This is a genomic window from Metabacillus bambusae (assembly GCF_017497975.1).
Classification (GTDB): Bacteria; Bacillota; Bacilli; order Bacillales; family Bacillaceae; genus Metabacillus; species Metabacillus bambusae.
Genome location: NZ_JAGDEL010000001.1, coordinates 298,447 through 318,666 on the forward strand (window position 1 = coordinate 298,447; position 20,220 = coordinate 318,666).

General features: G+C 36.1%; 17 protein-coding genes. All 17 read right to left on the reverse strand.

Translation table 11 applies throughout. From position 1 onward, the window contains the following. Positions 1–122 precede the first annotated feature (122 nt). Complete coding sequence (locus tag I7822_RS01350) at positions 123–992, reverse strand: 2-oxoacid:ferredoxin oxidoreductase subunit beta (RefSeq protein WP_207974994.1); 870 nt, start codon at positions 990–992, stop codon at positions 123–125. Positions 993–994: 2 nt separating this feature from the next. Then, positions 995–2,731, reverse strand: coding sequence for a 2-oxoacid:acceptor oxidoreductase subunit alpha (locus I7822_RS01355; protein ID WP_207974995.1), 1,737 nt, complete (start codon positions 2,729–2,731; stop codon positions 995–997). A gap of 272 nt (positions 2,732–3,003) precedes the next feature. Then, on the reverse strand, positions 3,004–3,927 hold the full coding sequence (locus I7822_RS01360; protein ID WP_207975230.1) for a dipeptidase: 924 nt from the start codon (positions 3,925–3,927) through the stop codon (positions 3,004–3,006). Between the two features lie 109 nt (positions 3,928–4,036). Further along, a complete protein-coding gene (gene spoVS, locus I7822_RS01365) occupies positions 4,037–4,297 on the reverse strand; it encodes a stage V sporulation protein SpoVS (protein ID WP_066231967.1) in 261 nt (86 codons plus the stop codon). Positions 4,298–4,575: 278 nt separating this feature from the next. Beyond that, the gene (gene ymdB / locus I7822_RS01370; protein ID WP_207974996.1) at positions 4,576–5,370 is read right to left on the reverse strand and encodes a 2',3'-cyclic-nucleotide 2'-phosphodiesterase; all 795 of its coding nucleotides are present in this window, start codon (positions 5,368–5,370) and stop codon (positions 4,576–4,578) included. Positions 5,371–5,696: 326 nt separating this feature from the next. Beyond that, entirely contained in the window at positions 5,697–7,259 is a 1,563-nt protein-coding gene (gene rny, locus I7822_RS01375) for a ribonuclease Y (protein ID WP_066337576.1), read from the reverse strand. Positions 7,260–8,165: 906 nt separating this feature from the next. Then, the gene (recA, locus tag I7822_RS01380) at positions 8,166–9,206 is read right to left on the reverse strand and encodes a recombinase RecA (RefSeq protein ID WP_066337578.1); all 1,041 of its coding nucleotides are present in this window, start codon (positions 9,204–9,206) and stop codon (positions 8,166–8,168) included. 285 nt (positions 9,207–9,491) lie between these two features. Beyond that, entirely contained in the window at positions 9,492–10,742 is a 1,251-nt protein-coding gene (locus I7822_RS01385; RefSeq protein ID WP_243459191.1) for a competence/damage-inducible protein A, read from the reverse strand. Between the two features lie 27 nt (positions 10,743–10,769). Beyond that, entirely contained in the window at positions 10,770–11,348 is a 579-nt protein-coding gene (gene pgsA / locus I7822_RS01390) for a CDP-diacylglycerol--glycerol-3-phosphate 3-phosphatidyltransferase (protein WP_207974997.1), read from the reverse strand. 382 nt (positions 11,349–11,730) lie between these two features. Further along, entirely contained in the window at positions 11,731–12,606 is an 876-nt protein-coding gene (locus I7822_RS01395; RefSeq protein WP_207974998.1) for a helix-turn-helix domain-containing protein, read from the reverse strand. A gap of 16 nt (positions 12,607–12,622) precedes the next feature. Then, on the reverse strand, positions 12,623–13,414 hold the full coding sequence (locus I7822_RS01400) for a DUF3388 domain-containing protein (RefSeq protein ID WP_207974999.1): 792 nt from the start codon (positions 13,412–13,414) through the stop codon (positions 12,623–12,625). Positions 13,415–13,610: 196 nt separating this feature from the next. Further along, complete coding sequence (locus tag I7822_RS01405; protein ID WP_066337593.1) at positions 13,611–13,868, reverse strand: DUF3243 domain-containing protein; 258 nt, start codon at positions 13,866–13,868, stop codon at positions 13,611–13,613. A 168-nt stretch (positions 13,869–14,036) separates the two neighbouring features. Continuing rightward, positions 14,037–14,759, reverse strand: a complete 723-nt coding sequence (gene ymfI, locus I7822_RS01410; protein WP_207975000.1) for an elongation factor P 5-aminopentanone reductase — start codon at positions 14,757–14,759, stop codon at positions 14,037–14,039. A 147-nt stretch (positions 14,760–14,906) separates the two neighbouring features. Continuing rightward, positions 14,907–16,193: an EF-P 5-aminopentanol modification-associated protein YfmH gene (gene yfmH / locus I7822_RS01415; protein ID WP_207975001.1), complete on the reverse strand. Its 1,287-nt coding sequence runs from the start codon at positions 16,191–16,193 to the stop codon at positions 14,907–14,909. Continuing rightward, positions 16,190–17,467, reverse strand: a complete 1,278-nt coding sequence (gene yfmF / locus I7822_RS01420) for an EF-P 5-aminopentanol modification-associated protein YfmF (protein ID WP_207975002.1) — start codon at positions 17,465–17,467, stop codon at positions 16,190–16,192. Before yfmF ends, yfmH begins: the two co-directional genes overlap by 4 nt. Positions 17,468–17,646: 179 nt before the next feature. After that, the gene (bcbE, locus tag I7822_RS01425; RefSeq protein WP_207975003.1) at positions 17,647–18,885 is read right to left on the reverse strand and encodes a bacillibactin exporter BcbE; all 1,239 of its coding nucleotides are present in this window, start codon (positions 18,883–18,885) and stop codon (positions 17,647–17,649) included. Between the two features lie 381 nt (positions 18,886–19,266). Then, the gene (locus I7822_RS01430) at positions 19,267–20,220 is read right to left on the reverse strand and encodes an ABC transporter permease (RefSeq protein ID WP_372442075.1); all 954 of its coding nucleotides are present in this window, start codon (positions 20,218–20,220) and stop codon (positions 19,267–19,269) included.

Genomic DNA, 20,220 nt, shown 5'->3' on the forward strand with positions numbered 1-20,220 from the left:
CTGTGAACGGACATTTGATTACGAACAAAATAATTTTTTCTTTATACGAAATTCCTTACCATTTAAATTCTGAACATACAAAAAGGACTGATGCATTCCCATCAGTCCTTCACTATCAACTATTACATAAATTCTGCAACTAGTTTATTAAATACTGCTTCATCAATCGCTAATTCAGCTTCTGATAACGGTGTTTCGCTGTAACCATTAATCAGTTCTTGATAAGATTTTTGCTCAGTATTTTGATAAATTAATCCAGTAACCAAGCCTTTATGCTTCATTAAAGTTTGCATTGCTAATTCTTTATTATTAGCATCATAACCTTCTACATTAGCTAACTTTGTTAAGTTCTCTTTAAACCAATCATACGTGTTGACCTTGTTATACGTTACACAAGGGCTAAAAACGTTAATTAGTGAGAATCCTTTATGGTTAATACCTGCTTCAATTAATGCTGTTAAATCCTTAAGGTCAGTTGAAAAACTTTGTGCAACAAATGTCGCACCAGCTGTTAACGCCATTTCCATTACAGATAAGGCAGATTCAATCGAGCCTTTAGGTGTACTTTTTGTAACAAAGCCTGCATCACTACGTGGTGATGTTTGACCTTTTGTTAATCCATAAATTTGATTATCCATGACGATATACGTGATGTCGATGTTACGACGAATAGCATGGATGGTGTGACCCATACCAATCGCAAAGCCGTCTCCATCGCCACCAGATGCGATTACTGTTAAGTCTCGATTTGCCATTTTCACACCTTGTGCAATGGGCAATGAACGACCGTGAATACCGTGAAAACCATACGAATTAATGTATCCAGAAATACGACCAGAACATCCGATACCAGACACAACAGCAAGATTATCTGGCTGTAGACCTACATTTGCTGCAGCACGCTGGATAGCAGCTTGTACAGAGAAGTCACCGCAACCAGGACACCAGTTTGGTTTTACGTTGTTTCTGAAATCTTTAAACGTTGTTGCCATGTTTAGATCAACTCCTTGCTTCTCGTATGAATTTCATGAGGTAGGAATGGATTACCGTCATATTTTAATATTGATGAGATTTTGTTAGCATGACCAACATTCATCTTTAAAAGACTTGCTAGTTGTCCAGTTGCATTGTTTTCAACAACAATGACTTTTTTTGCAGCTTCTACTAATGGAAGCATTTCCTCAGTTGGGAAAGGATGAATTAGGCGAATTTGAGCATGATTTACCTTAACACCATCTGCTTCTAAGCGCACGATTGCTTCTTCGATTGTTCCTCTTGTTGAAATGAAACCAACAAGTAGCACATCTGGATTTTCATGTTTGATATTTTTATGAACAGGATTTTTGAACTGAATGCTATTTAGCTTTCTTAATCGTTTATCCATCTGATCAATACGATTTCCTGCAGCCTCAGATGGCTTACCAGTCTCATCATGCTCTACACCTGTAACATGGTGAATTCCGTTTTTCATACCTGGAATAACACGAGGTGATACTCCGTCTTTTGTTACTTCAAAGCGTTTGAAGTAGCCTTTATTCTCTATTTCTGGTAATTCTTCTGTTTGAAGCTTTCCACGACGAATTTCGATGTTACTATAATCTAACGGTTCAACGGTTTGTTTTCCTAATGAAAGTTGTAAGTCTGTTAACAAAATGACAGGGCATTGATATTCTTCGGCAATATTGAATGCTTCTATTGTATCGTAGAATGCCTCTTGAACTGTACTTGGAGCCATAACAACTTTAGGAATTTCACCATGTGTTCCATAAATCATTGCCATTAAGTCAGATTGTTCTTGTTTTGTTGGTAAACCAGTACTTGGGCCTCCACGTTGTGTATCAACAATAACAAGAGGTTGTTCTGTTATACCCGATAGACCAATTGCTTCCATCATTAACGATAAGCCAGGACCTGCTGATGCTGTAAAGGTACGTGCACCTGCATAGTTTGCACCAATTGCCATTGTACAAGCTGCAATTTCATCTTCGGTTTGGATAACCGCTCCACCGAATTTTGGAAGTTTATCAATTAAATATTCCATAATTTCTGAAGCAGGTGTAATTGGGTAAGCAGCCATGAAACGTGAACCACCAGCTAATGCACCTAATGCGATCGCATCATTCCCAATCATAAACATACGCTTTTTGCCATCAGCTTTTTCAAGGTACATATCTTGGCGATCAAATCCAAGTTCATTTTTTAAATACTCTGCACCCTTTTCAATTGCTTGCATATTCTTCTCAACAATCTTTTCTCCTTTGCGGCCATATGTGTCATTTACGACTTCATGGTATCCACTCGGATCTATATCAAGGATTGCACTTGTTGCTCCAATTGCAACCATATTTTTCATTAAAGAAGTACCTAATTCAGTAGCAATTGCTGAAAATGGAACTGAATAAAGCGTAACATTTGCTTCATCAGAAATGGTTGGATTGAATTTTGAATCTGCAAGGACAATCCCACCAGCTCGTAGCTCATGGAAATTTACATCGATTGTTTCTTGATCAAAAGCTACTAATATATCAAGATCGTCTGAAATTGAACGAACCTGTGTTGTACTTACACGAATTTTATTGTTCGTGTGTCCACCTTTGATTCGTGACGAAAAGTGACGATATCCGTATAGATAATAGCCTAGTCGGTTTAATGCAATAGAGAATACTTCACCAGTACTTTCAATACCTTCTCCTTGCTGTCCTCCAACTTTCCAGGAAAGTTGACTTATCATGTATTTACACCCCTCAAAAGAATACAAAATTTTAATTTATATGTTTTTAAATATAATTAACAGTGTACCATAATCTCGTCCATTTTCATTACTATACTTCTTGGAGCCTATGAAAAATTGATTTATGGCCATTTCAATTAAACTGAGTTATTTGATTGGATTTACTCTAAACTTTTACAATTGTAGACCCTACTTTAGAAAAAAACAAGTGTTTGACTCAAAATAATAAGAAAAATAAAGTCTAGTTTTCACAGCTTATCAATCTTATTTATTTAATATGAAATGTTGTCTATAAAGTTTTGATAGACCAGCTTATTTACTATTTTTTGAGGATAATAGTTGAGTAACTGATTGATAAAATTGTAATAACATGAGTAATCCTCTAGACCGATTATCGTTTCATCAATCCCATCAAAGTCTGAACCAAATCCTATATGATTTTCTCCGCCTAAGGCACAAAGATAATCTACATGTTTTAGGACATCAGAAATGGTTGGCTGTGGGGTATTGGTCGTAAAGAATGGGACAAACGTTACGCCAATCATTCCATTTTTTTTAAACAAGGCTAGGATTTGTTCATCTTTTAAATTACGTACATGTGGACAAAGCATATGAACATTGGAATGTGAAGTAATTGGATAGTCAGCTATTTCTAAAGCCTCCCAAAAACTTCTCTCACTTGTGTGAGATAAATCTGTCCAAATTCTTTGTCCATTTAAATAGTTAATCACATTCCTTCCAAAGTTTGTAAGACCACCATTTCGTTTCTCATTTGCACCATCAGCAACGAGATTTGCATAATTCCAAGTTAAGCCGACAGAACGAACCCCTAACTGATAAAGAATTTCTAATTGTTCAAGCTGATCCCCAATTGCATCACAGCCTTCTAGTGTTAAAATAGCACCTATATCATTTTCCGAGAGGCGGTCGATATCAGATTTTGTTTTTATTAATTTTATTTCTGGATATCTTTTTAACACCTTTTGAAAAAAAATATTGATTTGCGAATGAACAACCGATAATCGGTTATTAAATGGAACATCCTCTGGAACAAAGATTGCAAAGCATTGGATGGCCTTATTCATTGCTTTAAGTTTTGTAATAGAGACGTGTAAGCTTTTGTCTTCAAAAACATCAATTTTCGGATCTCTCCAAAGTTTGAATAACATATCACAGTGTGCATCAAACACTCTCATCAATGATTTCTCCCCTTCAAAAAACAAGTCTTTAACAAAACAAGGGTCTGACTCAAAGTTACGAGTCAAACCCCTATTTGACATATCTCCTAATCTTGTAACCTTTACATTACCTTGGCTCGACAATTAATTTAATTGCAGTTCGTTCTTCTCCATCTATTTGAATATCAGTAAAAGCAGGAATACATATTAAATCAACACCACTCGGTGCTACAAAGCCTCTAGCTATCGCTACAGCTTTTACAGCTTGATTGAGTGCACCAGCCCCAATTGCTTGGATCTCGGCATTTCCACGTTCTCTTAAAACCCCAGCTAATGCACCAGCGACAGAATTAGGATTAGACTTTGCTGAAACTTTTAATATTTCCATTTCTAGTTCCCCCTTAATTTTCAATGAATCCTTGAGTGTTCATTAGAACAATCATTGGCATATCTTGTTTAAAAGGCTTCCCCTCATTTGCCTTCTAAACAGTGTTAGTTCATCATCCATTGATACTATATTCACTAGAAATGGAAAGTATTCCTGCTTGTTCGCACATTATTATGAAAAATCCTATCCCTAACAGTGTAAGCGATTTACAAATCCTCTTGTAAATAAAACACTCTCGATTATATAGTGTTCTATCCTTTAATTCCTTTAACCTATCTTTATTCAAAAAACATATGATCGTCGTTAATAAGAACTCTTTCAATTTTTTTGGCATTCCCTGTTTTATCATCAATGTCAACGACAACTGCACTTAATTGTGTACGACCTTCTGCAACATCATGACGTACAGGTAAACTCGTTAGAAACCTTTTTAGAATCATATCTCGATTTACACCTAATATCCCATCATAAGGGCCTGTCATACCGACATCTGTTATGTATGCTGTCCCTTTATCTAAAATACGTTCATCTGCTGTTTGGACATGTGTATGTGTACCAACTACAGCTGAAACCTTCCCATCTAAATACCATCCCATCGCTTGCTTCTCACTAGTTGCTTCTCCATGAAAATCAACAAATATTATTGGTGTACGTTTTTTAGCTTCTGCAACAAGCTCATCTGCCTTTTTAAACGGACAATCAGATGGCGGCAAAAATGCTCTCCCTTGTAAATTAATCACGGCTACTTCTTTTCCACCAATTGTTACAAAGATCATGCCTTTTCCAGGATTTCCTTCTGGAAAATTAGCTGGACGGATCATCTTTTTAGCATGATCTATAAACTCAAATATTTCACGATTATCCCAAGTATGATTTCCCATCGTAATAACATGTGCACCACATTCAATAAATTGCTGATAAATCTTCTCTGTAATTCCTTTACCGTGTGCAGCATTTTCTCCATTAATAATTACGACATGTGGGTTATATTTTGTTTTTAACTTTGGTATATATTCTTTAATCATATCTCGACCTGGTGAACCAAATACATCTCCAACAAACAATATTTTCATAATTGAAGCCCCTCTATTTAAGTAATCTTTATTTTTTTCCTTGGATCTGTAAAAGTTGGTTGTTGATTTCCCCGCTGCAGGCGTTCGCTTTCCGCGGGCGTTCTGGGAGCCACCTCGGTGCTTTGCACCAGTGTTAGTCTCCCTTGGACTCGCACTCCCCAGGAGTCTCATCCTTCCGCTCCAATCAACAAAGTGCAAGAATCAACTGTGAGCTTTAACAGAGCCTCTACCTTATAAACGCTATTCTGCAAAAAGTTTTTACTATGTATCTTTCTTAGTTTTGCACAAACTTCATAAAAAATAAAGTGGCGCATTTCTGCACCACTTTATTTTGCATATTCAACTGCTCTTGTTTCACGGATAACAGTTACTTTAATGTGACCAGGATAGTCGAGCTCTTCTTCAATTCTTTTTCGGATGTCTCTTGCCAAGCGATGAGCCTGTAGATCGTCAATACTATCAGGCTTAACCATAATACGTACTTCTCGACCTGCTTGGATCGCAAACGACTTTTCAACACCTTCATATGATTCAGAGATTTCCTCGAGCTTTTCTAGGCGACGAATGTAATTTTCAAGCGTTTCACTACGTGCACCAGGTCTTGCCGCTGATAATGCATCTGCTGCTGCAACAATAACAGCAATGATTGAAGTTGGCTCTGTATCACCATGGTGTGAAGCAATACTGTTAATCACAACAGGATGCTCTTTATACTTTGTTGCAAGCTCAACACCAATTTCCACGTGACTTCCTTCCACTTCATGATCAATTGCTTTACCAATATCATGCAGGAGCCCTGCTCGTTTAGCTAATAACACATCTTCACCAAGTTCGGCAGCCATTAGGCCTGCTAAGAATGAAACCTCAGTAGAGTGCTTCAATACGTTTTGACCATAACTTGTTCTGAATTTCAAACGACCAAGAATTTTAATTAGATCAGGATGAAGTCCATGTACACCAACCTCAAATGTCGTTTGTTCTCCAATTTCTCGGATGTATTCATCTACTTCACGTCGAGACTTCTCAACCATCTCTTCGATACGTGCAGGGTGAATACGACCGTCCTGAACAAGCTTGTCTAACGCTATTCTTGCAGTTTCCCTACGGATTGGATCAAACCCTGATAAAATAACTGCTTCAGGCGTATCGTCAATGATTAGATCTATACCCGTTAATGTTTCTAATGTACGAATATTACGTCCCTCACGTCCAATAATACGACCCTTCATTTCATCATTCGGAAGATTGACAACAGATACGGTAGTTTCGGCTACATGATCTGCTGCACATCGTTGAATAGCAAGCGACAGGATTTCTTTAGCCTTCTTGTCAGCCTCTTCCTTGGCACGACTTTCGCTATCTTTAATCATTATAGCGGTATCATGTGTAAGTTCTTTTTCAACCTTTTCAAGAATGATCGACTTTGCTTCATCTCGTGTAAGGCTAGATATGCGCTCAAGCTCTGTTTGCTGTTTACGCACCATCTCGTCCACTTTGCTTTCCATCTCTTCAATATGCTGTTGTCTTTCATTCAGAGAATCTTCTTTTTTCTCTAGCATAACTTCACGTTTATCTAAAGACTCGTCCTTACGGTCAAGATTCTCTTCCTTTTGTAATAAGCGATTTTCTTGTTTCTGAAGCTCATTTCGTCTCTCACGAACTTCCTGCTCTGCATCTGTTCGCAACTTGTGGATTTCGTCCTTTGCTTCAAGAAGTGCTTCTTTTTTCGTTGCTTCTGCATCACGCTTTGCATCTTCAAGAATCTGCTCTGCAGCATGATTAGCACCAGCAATTTTCGCTTCGGCAATGGATTTACGAACAAAATAGCCAACAACTGCACCGACGATTAGGCCAAGCAAAATGGAGATGATTATTGATACGATGTCCATCATTACACCTCCTCTTGCTATGAACTTGTTTTTTCTAGATTAAAGTGTCGGCATGTACATTGTTCAATTTTAAGTTGTCAACATACAGCACAAAGCTTTGTTTTCATGTTGAACTTTGCGTCTTATCAATATTTTTTTTAGGAAGACAAAATCAAGTACCAACATTTTTGCTTTCAAAATGCTTCAATCATCATTCTACAAAATTGTAAAATATACATCCTAATTGTAAATGTGTGAAATTTTCTTGTCAAGCCCGTCATTCTAACGATTGTAGCCACTTAAACAATTAGAAAGATTGATTACCCTATTTGAAATTGAGAAAGCTAGAGTGAATTTTGTAGAATTGTGTCATAATATATTGTTTTTAGATAAAATTAATTATAATGATTATATCCAAATATGATACCTTTCTATACGTATTCAAGTTATCTTTAGTCATTTTCTTTTCTATTAGAATTGTATAACGGTAAAAATACTATTTTCATATAAAGACTTTTCTAAAGACGCTGTTATGCTCTTATAGGATTGAATAGAAAGAATATTTTCGCAATGATCCATACCTCTGACTTCCCGGATTTAGCTTTTCTTCATGCTCATCCCACTTATTTATTGATTCGTTTACTCTTTTAAATTTTGTAGAGGTAAACTTTTAGAAAGGCTGATTTCGCAAACTTTGTTGCTATTACCAAGGAATGAGATGTGGTTGATTGCAGCGAGAGATGCTCGCTTTCCGCGGGGCAGGCGGTTAGCCTTCTCGGCGTAAACGCCTGTGGGGTCTCACCTGTCCCCACTGCTCCCACAGGAGTATCGCACTTTCGCTCCAATCAACCTGAATAGTTTTTGCTTTAAAAGCAACAATCTCTTAGAAAAGAGCATACAAAAAAAGGGCAAGCTGCCCTTTTTAAATTAATCCTCTAATAAATCTAATTCCTCTTGGCTCTCATCCGGAGCAATGACATCTTCATCCAAGCCATAATGTTTGCGAATTTTTTCTTGAATTTCTAAACGAAGAGCTGGGTTTTCTTTTAGGAATTGCTTCGCATTTTCACGACCTTGTCCTAAACGTTCTTCATTATATGAATACCAAGAACCACTTTTTTGAACAATATCAATATCAGATCCTAAATCGATAATTTCTCCCTCTTTAGAGATCCCTTCACCGTACATGATGTCCACTTCAGCAACTTTGAATGGTGGAGCAACTTTGTTTTTCACAATTTTGATTTTGGTCTTGTTTCCGACCATATCATTTCCTTGTTTAAGTGTTTCAGCACGACGAACCTCTAGACGAACTGATGAATAGAATTTTAACGCTCTTCCACCTGGTGTTGTTTCTGGGTTACCAAACATAACACCAATTTTTTCACGAATTTGGTTGATAAAAATAGCAATTGTTTTTGATTTATTAATAGCACCTGACAGTTTTCGCAATGCTTGTGACATTAAACGTGCTTGGAGACCAACGTGTGAATCACCCATCTCACCTTCAATTTCAGCTTTTGGTACTAACGCAGCAACTGAGTCAATAACTAGTATATCTATAGCGCCACTTCGAACAAGCGCTTCAGCAATTTCAAGTGCCTGTTCTCCTGTGTCAGGTTGAGATAATAATAGTTCATCTATATTAACACCTAACTTTTGTGCATAAACTGGATCAAGTGCGTGCTCTGCGTCGATAAATGCTGCTTGTCCTCCTTGTTGCTGAACTTCAGCAATAGCATGAAGAGCAACAGTCGTTTTACCAGAGCTTTCAGGACCGTATATCTCTATAATTCTACCACGAGGGTATCCACCTACTCCTAATGCCGCATCAAGAGCTAGTGAACCACTCGGAGATGTTAAAATCTTTCTATCTGTTTGTTCCCCTAATTTCATAATGGAACCTTTACCGAATTGCTTCTCTATTTGTTTTAACGCCATATCTAAGGCAGCTTGACGATCGCTCACAAAATTTCCTCCTTTAAATGAATCTATATTTAATATAACGCTTTTTTTATCGTTTGCCAAGTAAAAATCGAACATTTATTCGATTGTTTTCTTTTGAAAAACGTTCTTAATTTTCACTTTTCCTTAAAGAGTTTTTTGAAATTAAGAGTAATATGATGCCATAAAATCTAATTTTATCTATTTATTAATCAATGTTCCCATAAATGAAATAGGATCTGAAAATCAGATCCTATTTCAGTCTCTCAAGTAAGTAATCATTTAAGAAGTTTACGAGAGGTTATTATATCATTCTATTTCCGATAAAAGTTTGACTAAATAATGACATCCATACTTTACCGTTCTCACACGAATTCCTTTTCTTGATCCAGCAAAATGAAACGGATAAACTTTTGTTTCACTATCCTTCATAGAAATACCGATAAATACTGTACCTACAGGTTGTCCCTCATGTGGTTTTGGACCTGCAACACCTGTAAAGCTAATACCGATATCACTATTTGATATCTTGCGTACTTGCTCTGCCATTTCCTTTGCACATTGCTCACTGACAGCCCCATTTTCATCAAGTGTTTGCTTTGACACCTTTAGTATTTGTGCCTTCATTTCGTTTGTATAGCAGATAATGCTACCTTTAAAAAATTTTGATGAACCCTCTAAGGCTGTTAGTTGTTCAGAAAACATTCCACCTGTTAAACTTTCAGCTGCAGATACCGTTTTCTGTTTATCTATTAACAGGTTTTTAAGTTCTTGAGCAAGCGTTGTTTGTTCATAACCGTATAGAAATTCACCAACACGGGCATGAATTTTTTGTTCAAGTTCGTTTAATAGTTGATTCGCAACTTCTTCATCTACATGCTTTGCGGTTAAACGTAAAGTTACTTCACCTTCAGATGCTAATGGTGCAACAGTTGGGTTTATCTGTTCATCAATGATGTCTTGTATGTCTGTCTCAAGCTGAGATTCACCAATACCAAAGAATCTTAACACACGAGAAATAATCTTTTCCTGAAAACCAAGTTGATTTTGGAAATAATCTCGACCATAGTTTTGGAACATTGGTTTCATTTCACTCGGGGGACCTGGTAAAAGCATATAGATGGTTTGATCAACCACTAAGGCCATCCCAGGCGCCATCCCATAATCATTCTTCAATATGTATGAACCATCTAGTACAAGTGCTTGTTTTTTATTGTTTTCAGACATGATTCGTTTCGTTTGAACAAAATATTGTTCAATGCTATCTAACGCAGCCTGATCAAATATAAGTTCCTTACCAAGTGATTTAGAGATGGTTTCTTTCGTTAAATCATCCTTTGTAGGCCCAAGCCCTCCAGTGAAAATAATAACGTTTGATCGTTCCTGAGCAATTTTAATTGCTTGCTCAAGTCGAGTTGGATTATCACCAACTACAGTATGGTAATAAACATTCATTCCAAGTTCAGCAAGTTCTTTAGATAAAAATTGAGCATTGCTGTTTACGATTTGCCCAAGCAGTAATTCAGAGCCAACAGCAATTATTTCTGTACGTATATTCATTATGTATTCCTCCTGTAGGGTTTTAGATCACTTGGAGTTAATAAAGGCCTGCTTGTTTTTATTAAAGTAGTCCCAGCCTGATATTACTGTAAAAAAGGTCGCAACCCATAGGGCTATCATACCAAATGGAAGATTTATAAATTCAAATGGCAGGTTATGAAGTAATAGCGCTGAGATGGCTATGATCTGTGTCCATGTTTTAATTTTCCCTAACATGTTCGCTGCAACAACCTCACCTTCCCCTGCTAATACAAGTCTTAGACCTGTTACTGCGAACTCACGACTAATGATGAGAATGACCATCCAAGATGGTGCAAGTTTAAGTTCTACTAGGATAATTAATGCGGCAGAAACAAGTAGCTTGTCTGCTAAAGGATCTAAAAATTTCCCGAGATTAGTAACCTGGTTAAGTTTTCGAGCATAATATCCGTCAACCCAATCTGTTGTTGATGCAATAATAAATATAAGTGCACCAACAAAATGTGTGACTAAAATTGTTTCAGAACCAAAAGTTAGCTCTCCCCAATTGAATGGGGCAAGCATAATCACCATGAAAACTGGGATTAGTAATATTCTCGAGATCGTTATTTTATTAGGTAAATTCATGTTAGATTTCCTCCGTGTTTTTTTAAATTAGCTCTGTTAAACTTGGTTGTTGATTTCCGCTGCATGCGTTCGCTTTCTGCGGGCGGTCTAAGGAGCCTCCTCGGTGCTTTGCACCTGCATGAGTCTCCTTTGGACTCACATTCCCGCAGGAGACTCACGCATTCCGCTCCAATCAACAAAGTGCCAAAAATAATTGTGAGCTTAAGAGAGCTTTAAAATTAAAAGCTAAGCTGAATGTTTCAATTCCTTACAAAGAGAAACATTTCAAAGTAATGTTTTCAATCGTTCAAATAGTAAAAGGGAACGACTCAAAATAAAAGTCTGACACCTAATCCGACATCAGGGCGGAAGAGGTGTCTGACACATTAACATGAGTCAATCCCTATTCTTTGCTATAAATAATCGTAATGTTTTGAGGTGTTGTCTTCGTATCTTCAAATTTTAACAGCTCACCATTGACTTTTAGATCAGTACCAGGAACATTCCCAACCCTTACTGTGATTTCTGATTCAGCTGTAAAGTCAGATACTTCTGACTCCCCTTCTGCAATTTCAGCACCAAAGAAACTTTTACCTTTTCCATTTTTAATACCTACCCATGTTCTACCTTTAGCAATTACCTCTAATTCAAACTTATCTGTACCCGTAAGTTCATATGTTGTAGTATTGCCTTTCACTTCTTTTACAGAAAGTGTTTGAACTGGTTTCTCTGGCTCTAGTTCAGTTTCTTCCTCTGCTGTCGTATTCTCTTGCTCTTTTTCTACTGATTCGTTTTCCTCATCAGTGGATGTAGTATTTTCGATATTGTTTGTATATTCGTTCTCGTTTTCAACTGTATTAGTATCGCCACCTTGATTACTATCAGTTGCATTTTGTCTCCACAGCCAGAAGACAATCGCAATAATAACAATAACTACGACAATTAATAATTTAGGTAGCATATCGAGAAATTTAGACGCGGATTTAGGAAGTTCTTTATGTGTTTTTACTCGTGATAGCTGTTCAGGTAAATCTTCATTATATGTACTTGGAACTTCGTTTTTAAATTCTTCAAAAATCATATCTGGATCTAAATTCACTGCTTCAGCATATTGCTTAATAAACGCGCGAACATAAAATTTACCAGGTATCATGGAATAGTTGCCTTCTTCAATACCAAGTAAATAGCGCTTTTGAATTTTCGTCATTGCTTGAAGGTCGTCCAAGCTAATGTTTTTTTCTTCTCTTGCTTGTTTCAGTCGATCTCCTAGTTCACTCAACCGTAACACCCCATATTTAAAAGTCAAAGCCTGAAAGACTTGAAGAATCAAACATCATCTGTGGTTCTTCAACATCTTTATAGGTAATTTCCTCATCAGGATCATTGCGAATTTCTATTATATAATCAAAGTCATCCAATGTATATTCTGTATTTTGCACAAAAATATCAGGATGTTCCACTACTTTTGTTGCAGAAAGTCTCATTATTTCTCTAACTAACTGAAGATGTTGTTCAGAGCCTCTTCTCGTTGATACGATCCCATCAATAATAAATACGTTATCTTCACTATATTCATCAGCAATCAACTGACTGCGAATTGTTTGCTTGAGTAAAGTAGATGAAACAAATAACCATTTTTTATTTGCGCAAACACTAGATGCAACTATCGATTCTGTTTTTCCAACCCTCGGCATTCCACGGATTCCAATTAGTTTATGACCATCCTGTTTATATAATTCTGCCATAAAATCAACTAATAGTCCAAGTTCATCTCGTACAAATCGAAAGGTTTTTTTATCGTCTGCATCTCGCTGTATGTATCGTCCATGGCGAACTGCTAATCGGTCTCGAAGCTTTGGGACTCTTAACTTGGTAACAGTTATATGATCCATAGTTTTTAGGATTGATTCGAGTCTTCGTACTTGGTCATTACTTTCACATTTCAATAACAAACCTCGACGGGAATCATCTACACCATTAATGGTGATAATGTTAATTGATAACATCCCTAATAAGGATGAAACATCACCAAGGAGCCCGGGACGATTTTTTTGAATTTCATATTCTAAATACCATTCAAATGGCAAAGTAAGTCCCCCTTTAAACAACCACTATAACCTATAATATATGATTTATCCAAAAGAAGAAAGAACAATTACTTGACAAATAATAAAAAGTGCAACCATCTTAATCTTACTTTATCCAAAAAAGGTCTATGTAAAACAAACCAAAAGGGTTCTATAATAAATGATATTGAAAAAGAGAGGATATCTCCTCTCTTTTTTAGTGCGAACCGTTATTTTGAACAAGCTTTACCATCATACTTGCAATTGCCTGTTTTTCTTGATCAGAAGCAACACTCCAAAGATCTGATAATACTCTTTCTTGAGTGTTTTTAGGGTCTACTTGTTTTGCTAAGTAGTCACCAACTTCAAATGCTAGATTATTAATAACCTGATCATTCATTCCTTCGTTTTGAGCATGATGTAAACGGTCACCAAGGAAATTTTTCCACTCATCCCAATTTTCTAAAACAGACATAGGAGTACCCCCTTTTTTAATTGTTACAAGCTTAGTGTTCCTTTGGCTTAAATTTTTTATTCCATATTTTTTAGAAAAATCTTATTTGTAGAAATAGATATTTCGTCAATTTCAAAAATAGGGCCTAGATATCGGTTCAAACCATAGCAAGTTGAATAATGCACTTAATTAATACCATCCACCATCCACCGATATAACCTGACCAGTGATATAAGAGGCTTTTGTTGATGCTAAAAAAGATACCGTTTGAGCAATCTCATCAGGCTGACCTAAACGACCAATTGGAATTTCATCTTTAAGATCATTAAGTTCCTCTTCAGTAAAATTCGAGAGCATTTGAGTGTTAATAGCACCTGGTGCAATCGCATTTACTCGAATTTGACTAGGGGCAAGCTCTTTAGCGAGAGCTTTAACAAATGAATTTTGCCCACCTTTAACCATCGAATACAATACCTCACACGATGCTCCTACTATTCCCCAAATTGATGAAATCACTATGATGTTTCCCTCGCGCTTACTTACCATTGCAGGAATAAGCTTTTGTGTTAAACGAAAAGGGCTTGTAATATGTAAATTGATCATTTGTTCTATGTCATCATCATTCATATCAGTAATTAAACCGTAAAAGCTCATGCCACTATTTAATACAAGTAAATCAATTGGCTTTTCCATTTGATTGATAAGATCTTGTACACCCGTTTGCTTAGTTAAATCTGCTTGTATTGGCAGGATCATCCGTTTATATTGGGCATTAGATTGCACAAGCTCCTGAATAGCTTGTTCATTTTGATGATAATGAACAAATAAATGGTAACCATCCTTTATAAGTTTTTTCGCAATTGCTGTACCAATTCCACCACTAGCCCCAGTGATTAATGCATATTTATCCATTGTTTCTCTCCTCAAACAAAAGGGTCAGACCCCTTAACACAATCTATAGTATTTTAAAAAGTGGAAAAATACTATAAACTAGTGAAGTTTGAAGGGGTCAGACCCTTTTAAGTCATCTATTAACTACATTATTTCTTAAACCTATCGTTACTTAGGTACTACCTGACAAACTGTGAATAATTCTTCTTCCACTGCCTCTTTGAGTACAGATGTAATATCGTCCTGTGAAAGCGATTCGAGTGTTGGTACGACATCGAAAAGGTTCATATCATTAAAGGCATAACGCGTAAACTGATTTGCGATATATTCTGGAGAGTTAATCGCTCTTAAGAACGCTCCAATTTTTTTGTTTTTCGCTGAATCAAAAGTTGTAAAATCAACACCATCAGCTTTTGCCGTTAATAAAATATGTTTGATTTGCTCTGCAAGTTTATCAGGATCTTCTGTATCTCCACCGATCATTGCAAAACCAAATCCTTTTTCTTCTGTATAGTCATAACTAAATGTATCGTCAATAAGACCCTCACTATAGAGATTCTCATAGTACTTAGAACTTTTACTAAATAACATATCCAAAATAATATTCATAGCTAGCTCATATTTTAATAAATCTTTTCCAGAGCGATTAGGATTTTTTGCTTTTAATCCAACTAAACATTTAGACCCTTGGACATTCATTTTTAATTGATCAAGCTTTTGATAAACTTGATTCGGCTCATTTGGAAATTCTCTTTTGATTTCAGATTGAGCTGTGAAATCTTTTTTCTGTTGATTATCTCTTACTTGTTTTAATATTTCCTCTGGTTCTACAGCACCAACCACAAATAGCAACATATTGCTTGGGTGGTAGAATGTATTGTAGCACTCATACAACGAGTCTTTTGTAATTTTAGCAATTGAATCAATTGTACCTGCTATATCTATTCTTACCGGATGATGTTGATATAGATTTTGGATTAATCCAAAATATAATCGCCAATCCGGATTATCATCGTACATATTGATTTCCTGCCCAATAATACCTTTTTCCTTTTCAACAGTTTGCTCTGAAAAATATGGAGTTTGCACAAAATCTATTAATGTTTCAAGATTTTGTTCAACATTGCTTGTGCTTGAGAACAAATAAGCTGTTCTAGTAAACGAAGTAAACGCATTTGCAGATGCCCCTTGTTTACTGAATTGCTGAAATACATCTCCATCTTCTTTCTCAAAAAGCTTATGTTCAAGAAAATGGGCGATTCCATCTGGAACAGTATTCATCTCTTCCTTATTTAAAGGTACAAAGCGATTATCAATTGACCCATATTTTGTTGTAAATGTAGCAAATGTTTTGTTAAAACCCTTTTTAGGTAATACATAGACATCAAGCCCATTATCCATCTTTTCATAGTATAGCTCTTCCTGTAATTGCTCAAAACGAATAGGATTTGTCATGCATTTCCCCCCATTCCTTTTAAGAAGTAAATTGTATCTAACTCCACCTTATCAGCAACTTTCACAACATCTTCTTTTGAAACTTCTTCAATCCCTTGTAGGTATTCGTCAAATGAGCGATTCTTTTGGGCAATAACATTATGATAGACAATCTCAACTAAGCCATATGCAGTATCAATTGTTTCTAAAAGCTGATTTCGGATAACTGCCTTAGTTTGCTCGAATTCTTGATCTGTAAAATCTCCACTTTTCATCGCAGCCATTTGCTCCCGAATGATTGTGACAGCTTGTTCATAATTCTGAACCTCTATGCCGGACATAACCATTAATAAACCTTTGTGGCTCTCAACCCTTGATGCCGAATAATAAGCTAAGCTTGCTTTTTCACGGACATTGATAAATAGCTTCGAATGTGAAAAACCACCGTAAATTCCATTAAAGACTTGTAGAGCATAGTAGTCATCATCACGATACGTACTATTTGTTCGATAGCCAATATTTAATTTTCCTTGTTTTACATCTTGTTCCTCAATCACTTCATTTTCTTCTACTTCTTGTTTCTTAGATGTTTCACTAACTGGATGATGGTTGTTTTGTATAGGAAAGTACTGATTTACATAACCTTCCACCTCTTGTTGATCTAAATCACCAACAACATAAAGATCAATTTTATCGGAGCTTATTGCCTTCTGATAATAATCGAATAATGTCTTTGGAGATATTTGTTCTATATCATCAATATCACCATTAACATGTAGCGCATATGGTTCACCCTTACACATTTCCTGCACAAGGCGTAAATTAGAATATCTCATTTTGTCATCATAAACAGATTGTATGCGTTGCTTTAACGTTCGCTTTTCTTGTGTCACAATCTCTTCTTTAAATGCTTCTCCATCGACAACCGGATCTAACAAAATTTCTGATAATAGCTTAATCCCTTTTTCTAATAAAGGCGCGGGATTGGACAAGAATTTTTCATTTGCAAGTTCCATGCGAAATGAAATGATATGATTTTCACCCTTTTTAGCAAGATCAACATGTAGAGTTGCACCATATAGTTCATCTAAATGCTGCCTTAAACTCGTACTAGTTGGAAAACTCTTCGTACCTCTTTGAAGTACATACGGAAGCAATGCACGATATGTAACATCCTGTTCATTTAATGGGGCGAGTAGTTTTAAAACAATAGTATTGGTTTTAAATTTACTCGTTGTAACAGTATGCAAGGACAACCCGTTTACATTAACGAGCTGTTCATTAATAAACGACATGAAAACCCTCCTTTATGGCAATTAGCTTTTGTAAGTATTTGCTTGTAATTATATCAATACGAGGATAATAAAGGAAATAATACACTTTTTTCTCCATCTTATTCTTTCTATAAACAAACATCTATATACAAATGAATATAAACAGGCTGATATAAGGGAGAAAATCCCTTACATCAGCATTAAGCAAGCTTAGGCATTCGCTTTGTATCCGAATCCTTTTGCGGGTTATTTTTAGGCTTAATAAATAACATAACAATCATTACAGCCAAAAAACTAACACCACCAGATATATAATAGATGAGATGTTCTGATATCGTCATAAAATATGAGTATGCTGGTGGACCTGCTGCAACTCCTATAAATCTCATTGAACTATATATTGAGGTAATTGTTCCTCTATGCTCTTTCTCAATACCCTCTGTAATGATCGCATCAAGGCTTGGCAGTGTGATTCCAATGCCAATGCCAGTAATGACTAAAAAGGCAACTAAATATAAAAAAGAATGTTGTACCCTTAATGCTATAAAGGATATAGTTACGATTCCCATCCCAATGACAATGACCATTTTCATCAGTTGTTTGCTTTCACCAATTTTTTTCCCCGCTGCATATGAACTAACTGAAAGCGCTAATAACGGAATGGCTAATACTAACCCTTTGTGAATACCATCTATGTTATATTGCTTTTCAAGCATATCTGATAAATAGAATAAAACCCCAAACAAGACAAACATAATAATACAACCTACCGCAAAAACAGCAGAAAGCCATTTTCCATTTTCTTTAAAAATGTCTTTTATACAATGAGCAAATTCCTTAAATGACTGTTTCTCTTTTTCCTTTTTTTTAGGAACCTTAACGAAAAAAAAGACAAGTAATACACTAATTAAACTAAAAAAAGGAATAAACCAAAAGGGCAAATACCATAAAAATGAAGCTAAAACAGCTCCGATTATTGGACTTAACACTTTTCCTGCTGTATTAGCTGTTTCAGTTAATCCTAATCCCTCACTAACTTGTTCATCTTCCTTAAACATATCCCCTACTAACGGTATCACCACGGGTGCGGCACCAGAAGAGCCAATCCCCTGTAATACCCTCCCCATCAGTATAAACATAAAAGGATCATCCATTTGCCAAGAAGCCCAACCTGAAACTGCTCCACCTAGACCTGCAATAATTAAACATGGTACCATGACCATTTTTCTACCAAAACGGTCAGATAAATATCCTGCAATCGGTATTAAAATAATCGCCACAATTGAATACACGGTTATAATTAAAGAAACTTGAAAAGATCCGATATTTAATTTTTTAGAGATTAAAGGAAGTACAGGAATTAACATTGAATTTCCTAATGTCATTACAAGCGGAACAGATGATAATGCTAACAAATCGAGCTTCTTTCGTGATTCCATCTTTGCTTCACCTTGTCTACATTATTTTTTATTCAATTACATTTTGTGTAGTTACCTACGAACATATACTAGAATTAAGTAGTAACTAACAAATGGAAATTCATTCGTATTTATTAGTTCGTTATTTTAATTTATTTCTTGTTAGAATATTAATTCTAAAAGGCACAAAAACTCAAGCGCATTGATCAACCTAAGGCAAATAAGATGATTTAGAATAGAAGACGTTCTTTGCCTTCAATTCTAAATTAGCTTATGACCTCGAGGGGCTAGGCGCTGGAGCTGGATGTCGTGCGCTTATCCACAGTTCAAGAATTTTATAATTTACTAAACGACAAAAAAAGCTCCCCAACATAGTGAGGTAGCCTTTTTCGATTATTACTTTTATCGTTTTCCTTTTTCATATGGGGTTCCAGATGCTTTAGGTGCATCGGCACGTCCAATAAATCCTGTTAGCGCAAGAATAGTTAAGACATAAGGTAGTATAAGTAAGTAAACCGTTGGAATATCTTTTAAAAACGGAATGGTTCCTCCAATAATACTTAATCCTTGTGCAAGTCCGAAAAATAGTGCGGCCCCCATCGCACCTAATGGATGCCATTTTCCAAAAATAACCGCTGCAAGCGCCATAAATCCTTGGCCACTTATTGTTGCATGACCGAAATCTCTTGAAATAATCGTAGCATATACAGCACCACCGATTCCAGCAAACGCTCCACTGAGCATGACCCCGATATATCTCATTTTTGTTACATTTATTCCCATTGTATCTGCTGCCATTGGATGCTCTCCAACTGAACGCAGACGAAGACCAAATGGTGTTTTATATACAACATACCAAACAATCACAGCTGCTAGTATTGCAATATAAGAAGTAATATATCCTCCTGAGAAAAGAATTTTACCAATTATAGGAATGTCACTTAAGATTGGTGCGTCCATCTTATTAAAGCTTATACTTATTCGATCTGTTTGCCCTTTTTCATATATATTTTTTACTAAGAATAATGTTAAACCTAATGCTAAAAAGTTTATTGCTACACCACTTACTACCTGATCTGCTTTAAAGGTAATCGAAGCGACTGCGTGAAGCAAGGAGAAAATAGCTGCTGCAACCATTGCAGCTAAAATGGCTAACCAAGGGGTAGCACTTCCAAATACATCTACAAAATTAAGGTTAAAAACAATACCTACAAAAGCACCAATAATCATTAAGCCTTCAAGACCAATGTTTACAACACCTGCACGTTCACTAAGAACTCCACCAAGTGCAGTGAAAATAAGTGGAGCTGCCACAAACAAAGCTGTTGGAATTATAATTTCTAAAGCCTGTAAAAT

Excerpts from the sequence above, each read along its gene's own strand:
- I7822_RS01350 (WP_207974994.1), bottom strand. The coding sequence starts at position 992 with ATGGCAACAACGTTTAAAGATTTCAGAAACAACGTAAAACCAAACTGG.
- I7822_RS01355 (WP_207974995.1), bottom strand. The coding sequence starts at position 2,731 with ATGATAAGTCAACTTTCCTGGAAAGTTGGAGGACAGCAAGGAGAAGGT.
- I7822_RS01360 (WP_207975230.1), bottom strand. The coding sequence starts at position 3,927 with ATGAGAGTGTTTGATGCACACTGTGATATGTTATTCAAACTTTGGAGA.
- spoVS (WP_066231967.1), bottom strand. The coding sequence starts at position 4,297 with ATGGAAATATTAAAAGTTTCAGCAAAGTCTAATCCTAATTCTGTCGCT.
- ymdB (WP_207974996.1), bottom strand. The coding sequence starts at position 5,370 with ATGAAAATATTGTTTGTTGGAGATGTATTTGGTTCACCAGGTCGAGAT.
- rny (WP_066337576.1), bottom strand. The coding sequence starts at position 7,259 with ATGGACATCGTATCAATAATCATCTCCATTTTGCTTGGCCTAATCGTC.
- I7822_RS01385 (WP_243459191.1), bottom strand. The coding sequence starts at position 10,742 with ATGAATATACGTACAGAAATAATTGCTGTTGGCTCTGAATTACTGCTT.
- pgsA (WP_207974997.1), bottom strand. The coding sequence starts at position 11,348 with ATGAATTTACCTAATAAAATAACGATCTCGAGAATATTACTAATCCCA.
- I7822_RS01405 (WP_066337593.1), bottom strand. The coding sequence starts at position 13,868 with ATGTCTGTTTTAGAAAATTGGGATGAGTGGAAAAATTTCCTTGGTGAC.
- ymfI (WP_207975000.1), bottom strand. The coding sequence starts at position 14,759 with ATGGATAAATATGCATTAATCACTGGGGCTAGTGGTGGAATTGGTACA.
- yfmH (WP_207975001.1), bottom strand. The coding sequence starts at position 16,193 with ATGACAAATCCTATTCGTTTTGAGCAATTACAGGAAGAGCTATACTAT.
- yfmF (WP_207975002.1), bottom strand. The coding sequence starts at position 17,467 with ATGTCGTTTATTAATGAACAGCTCGTTAATGTAAACGGGTTGTCCTTG.
- bcbE (WP_207975003.1), bottom strand. The coding sequence starts at position 18,885 with ATGGAATCACGAAAGAAGCTCGATTTGTTAGCATTATCATCTGTTCCG.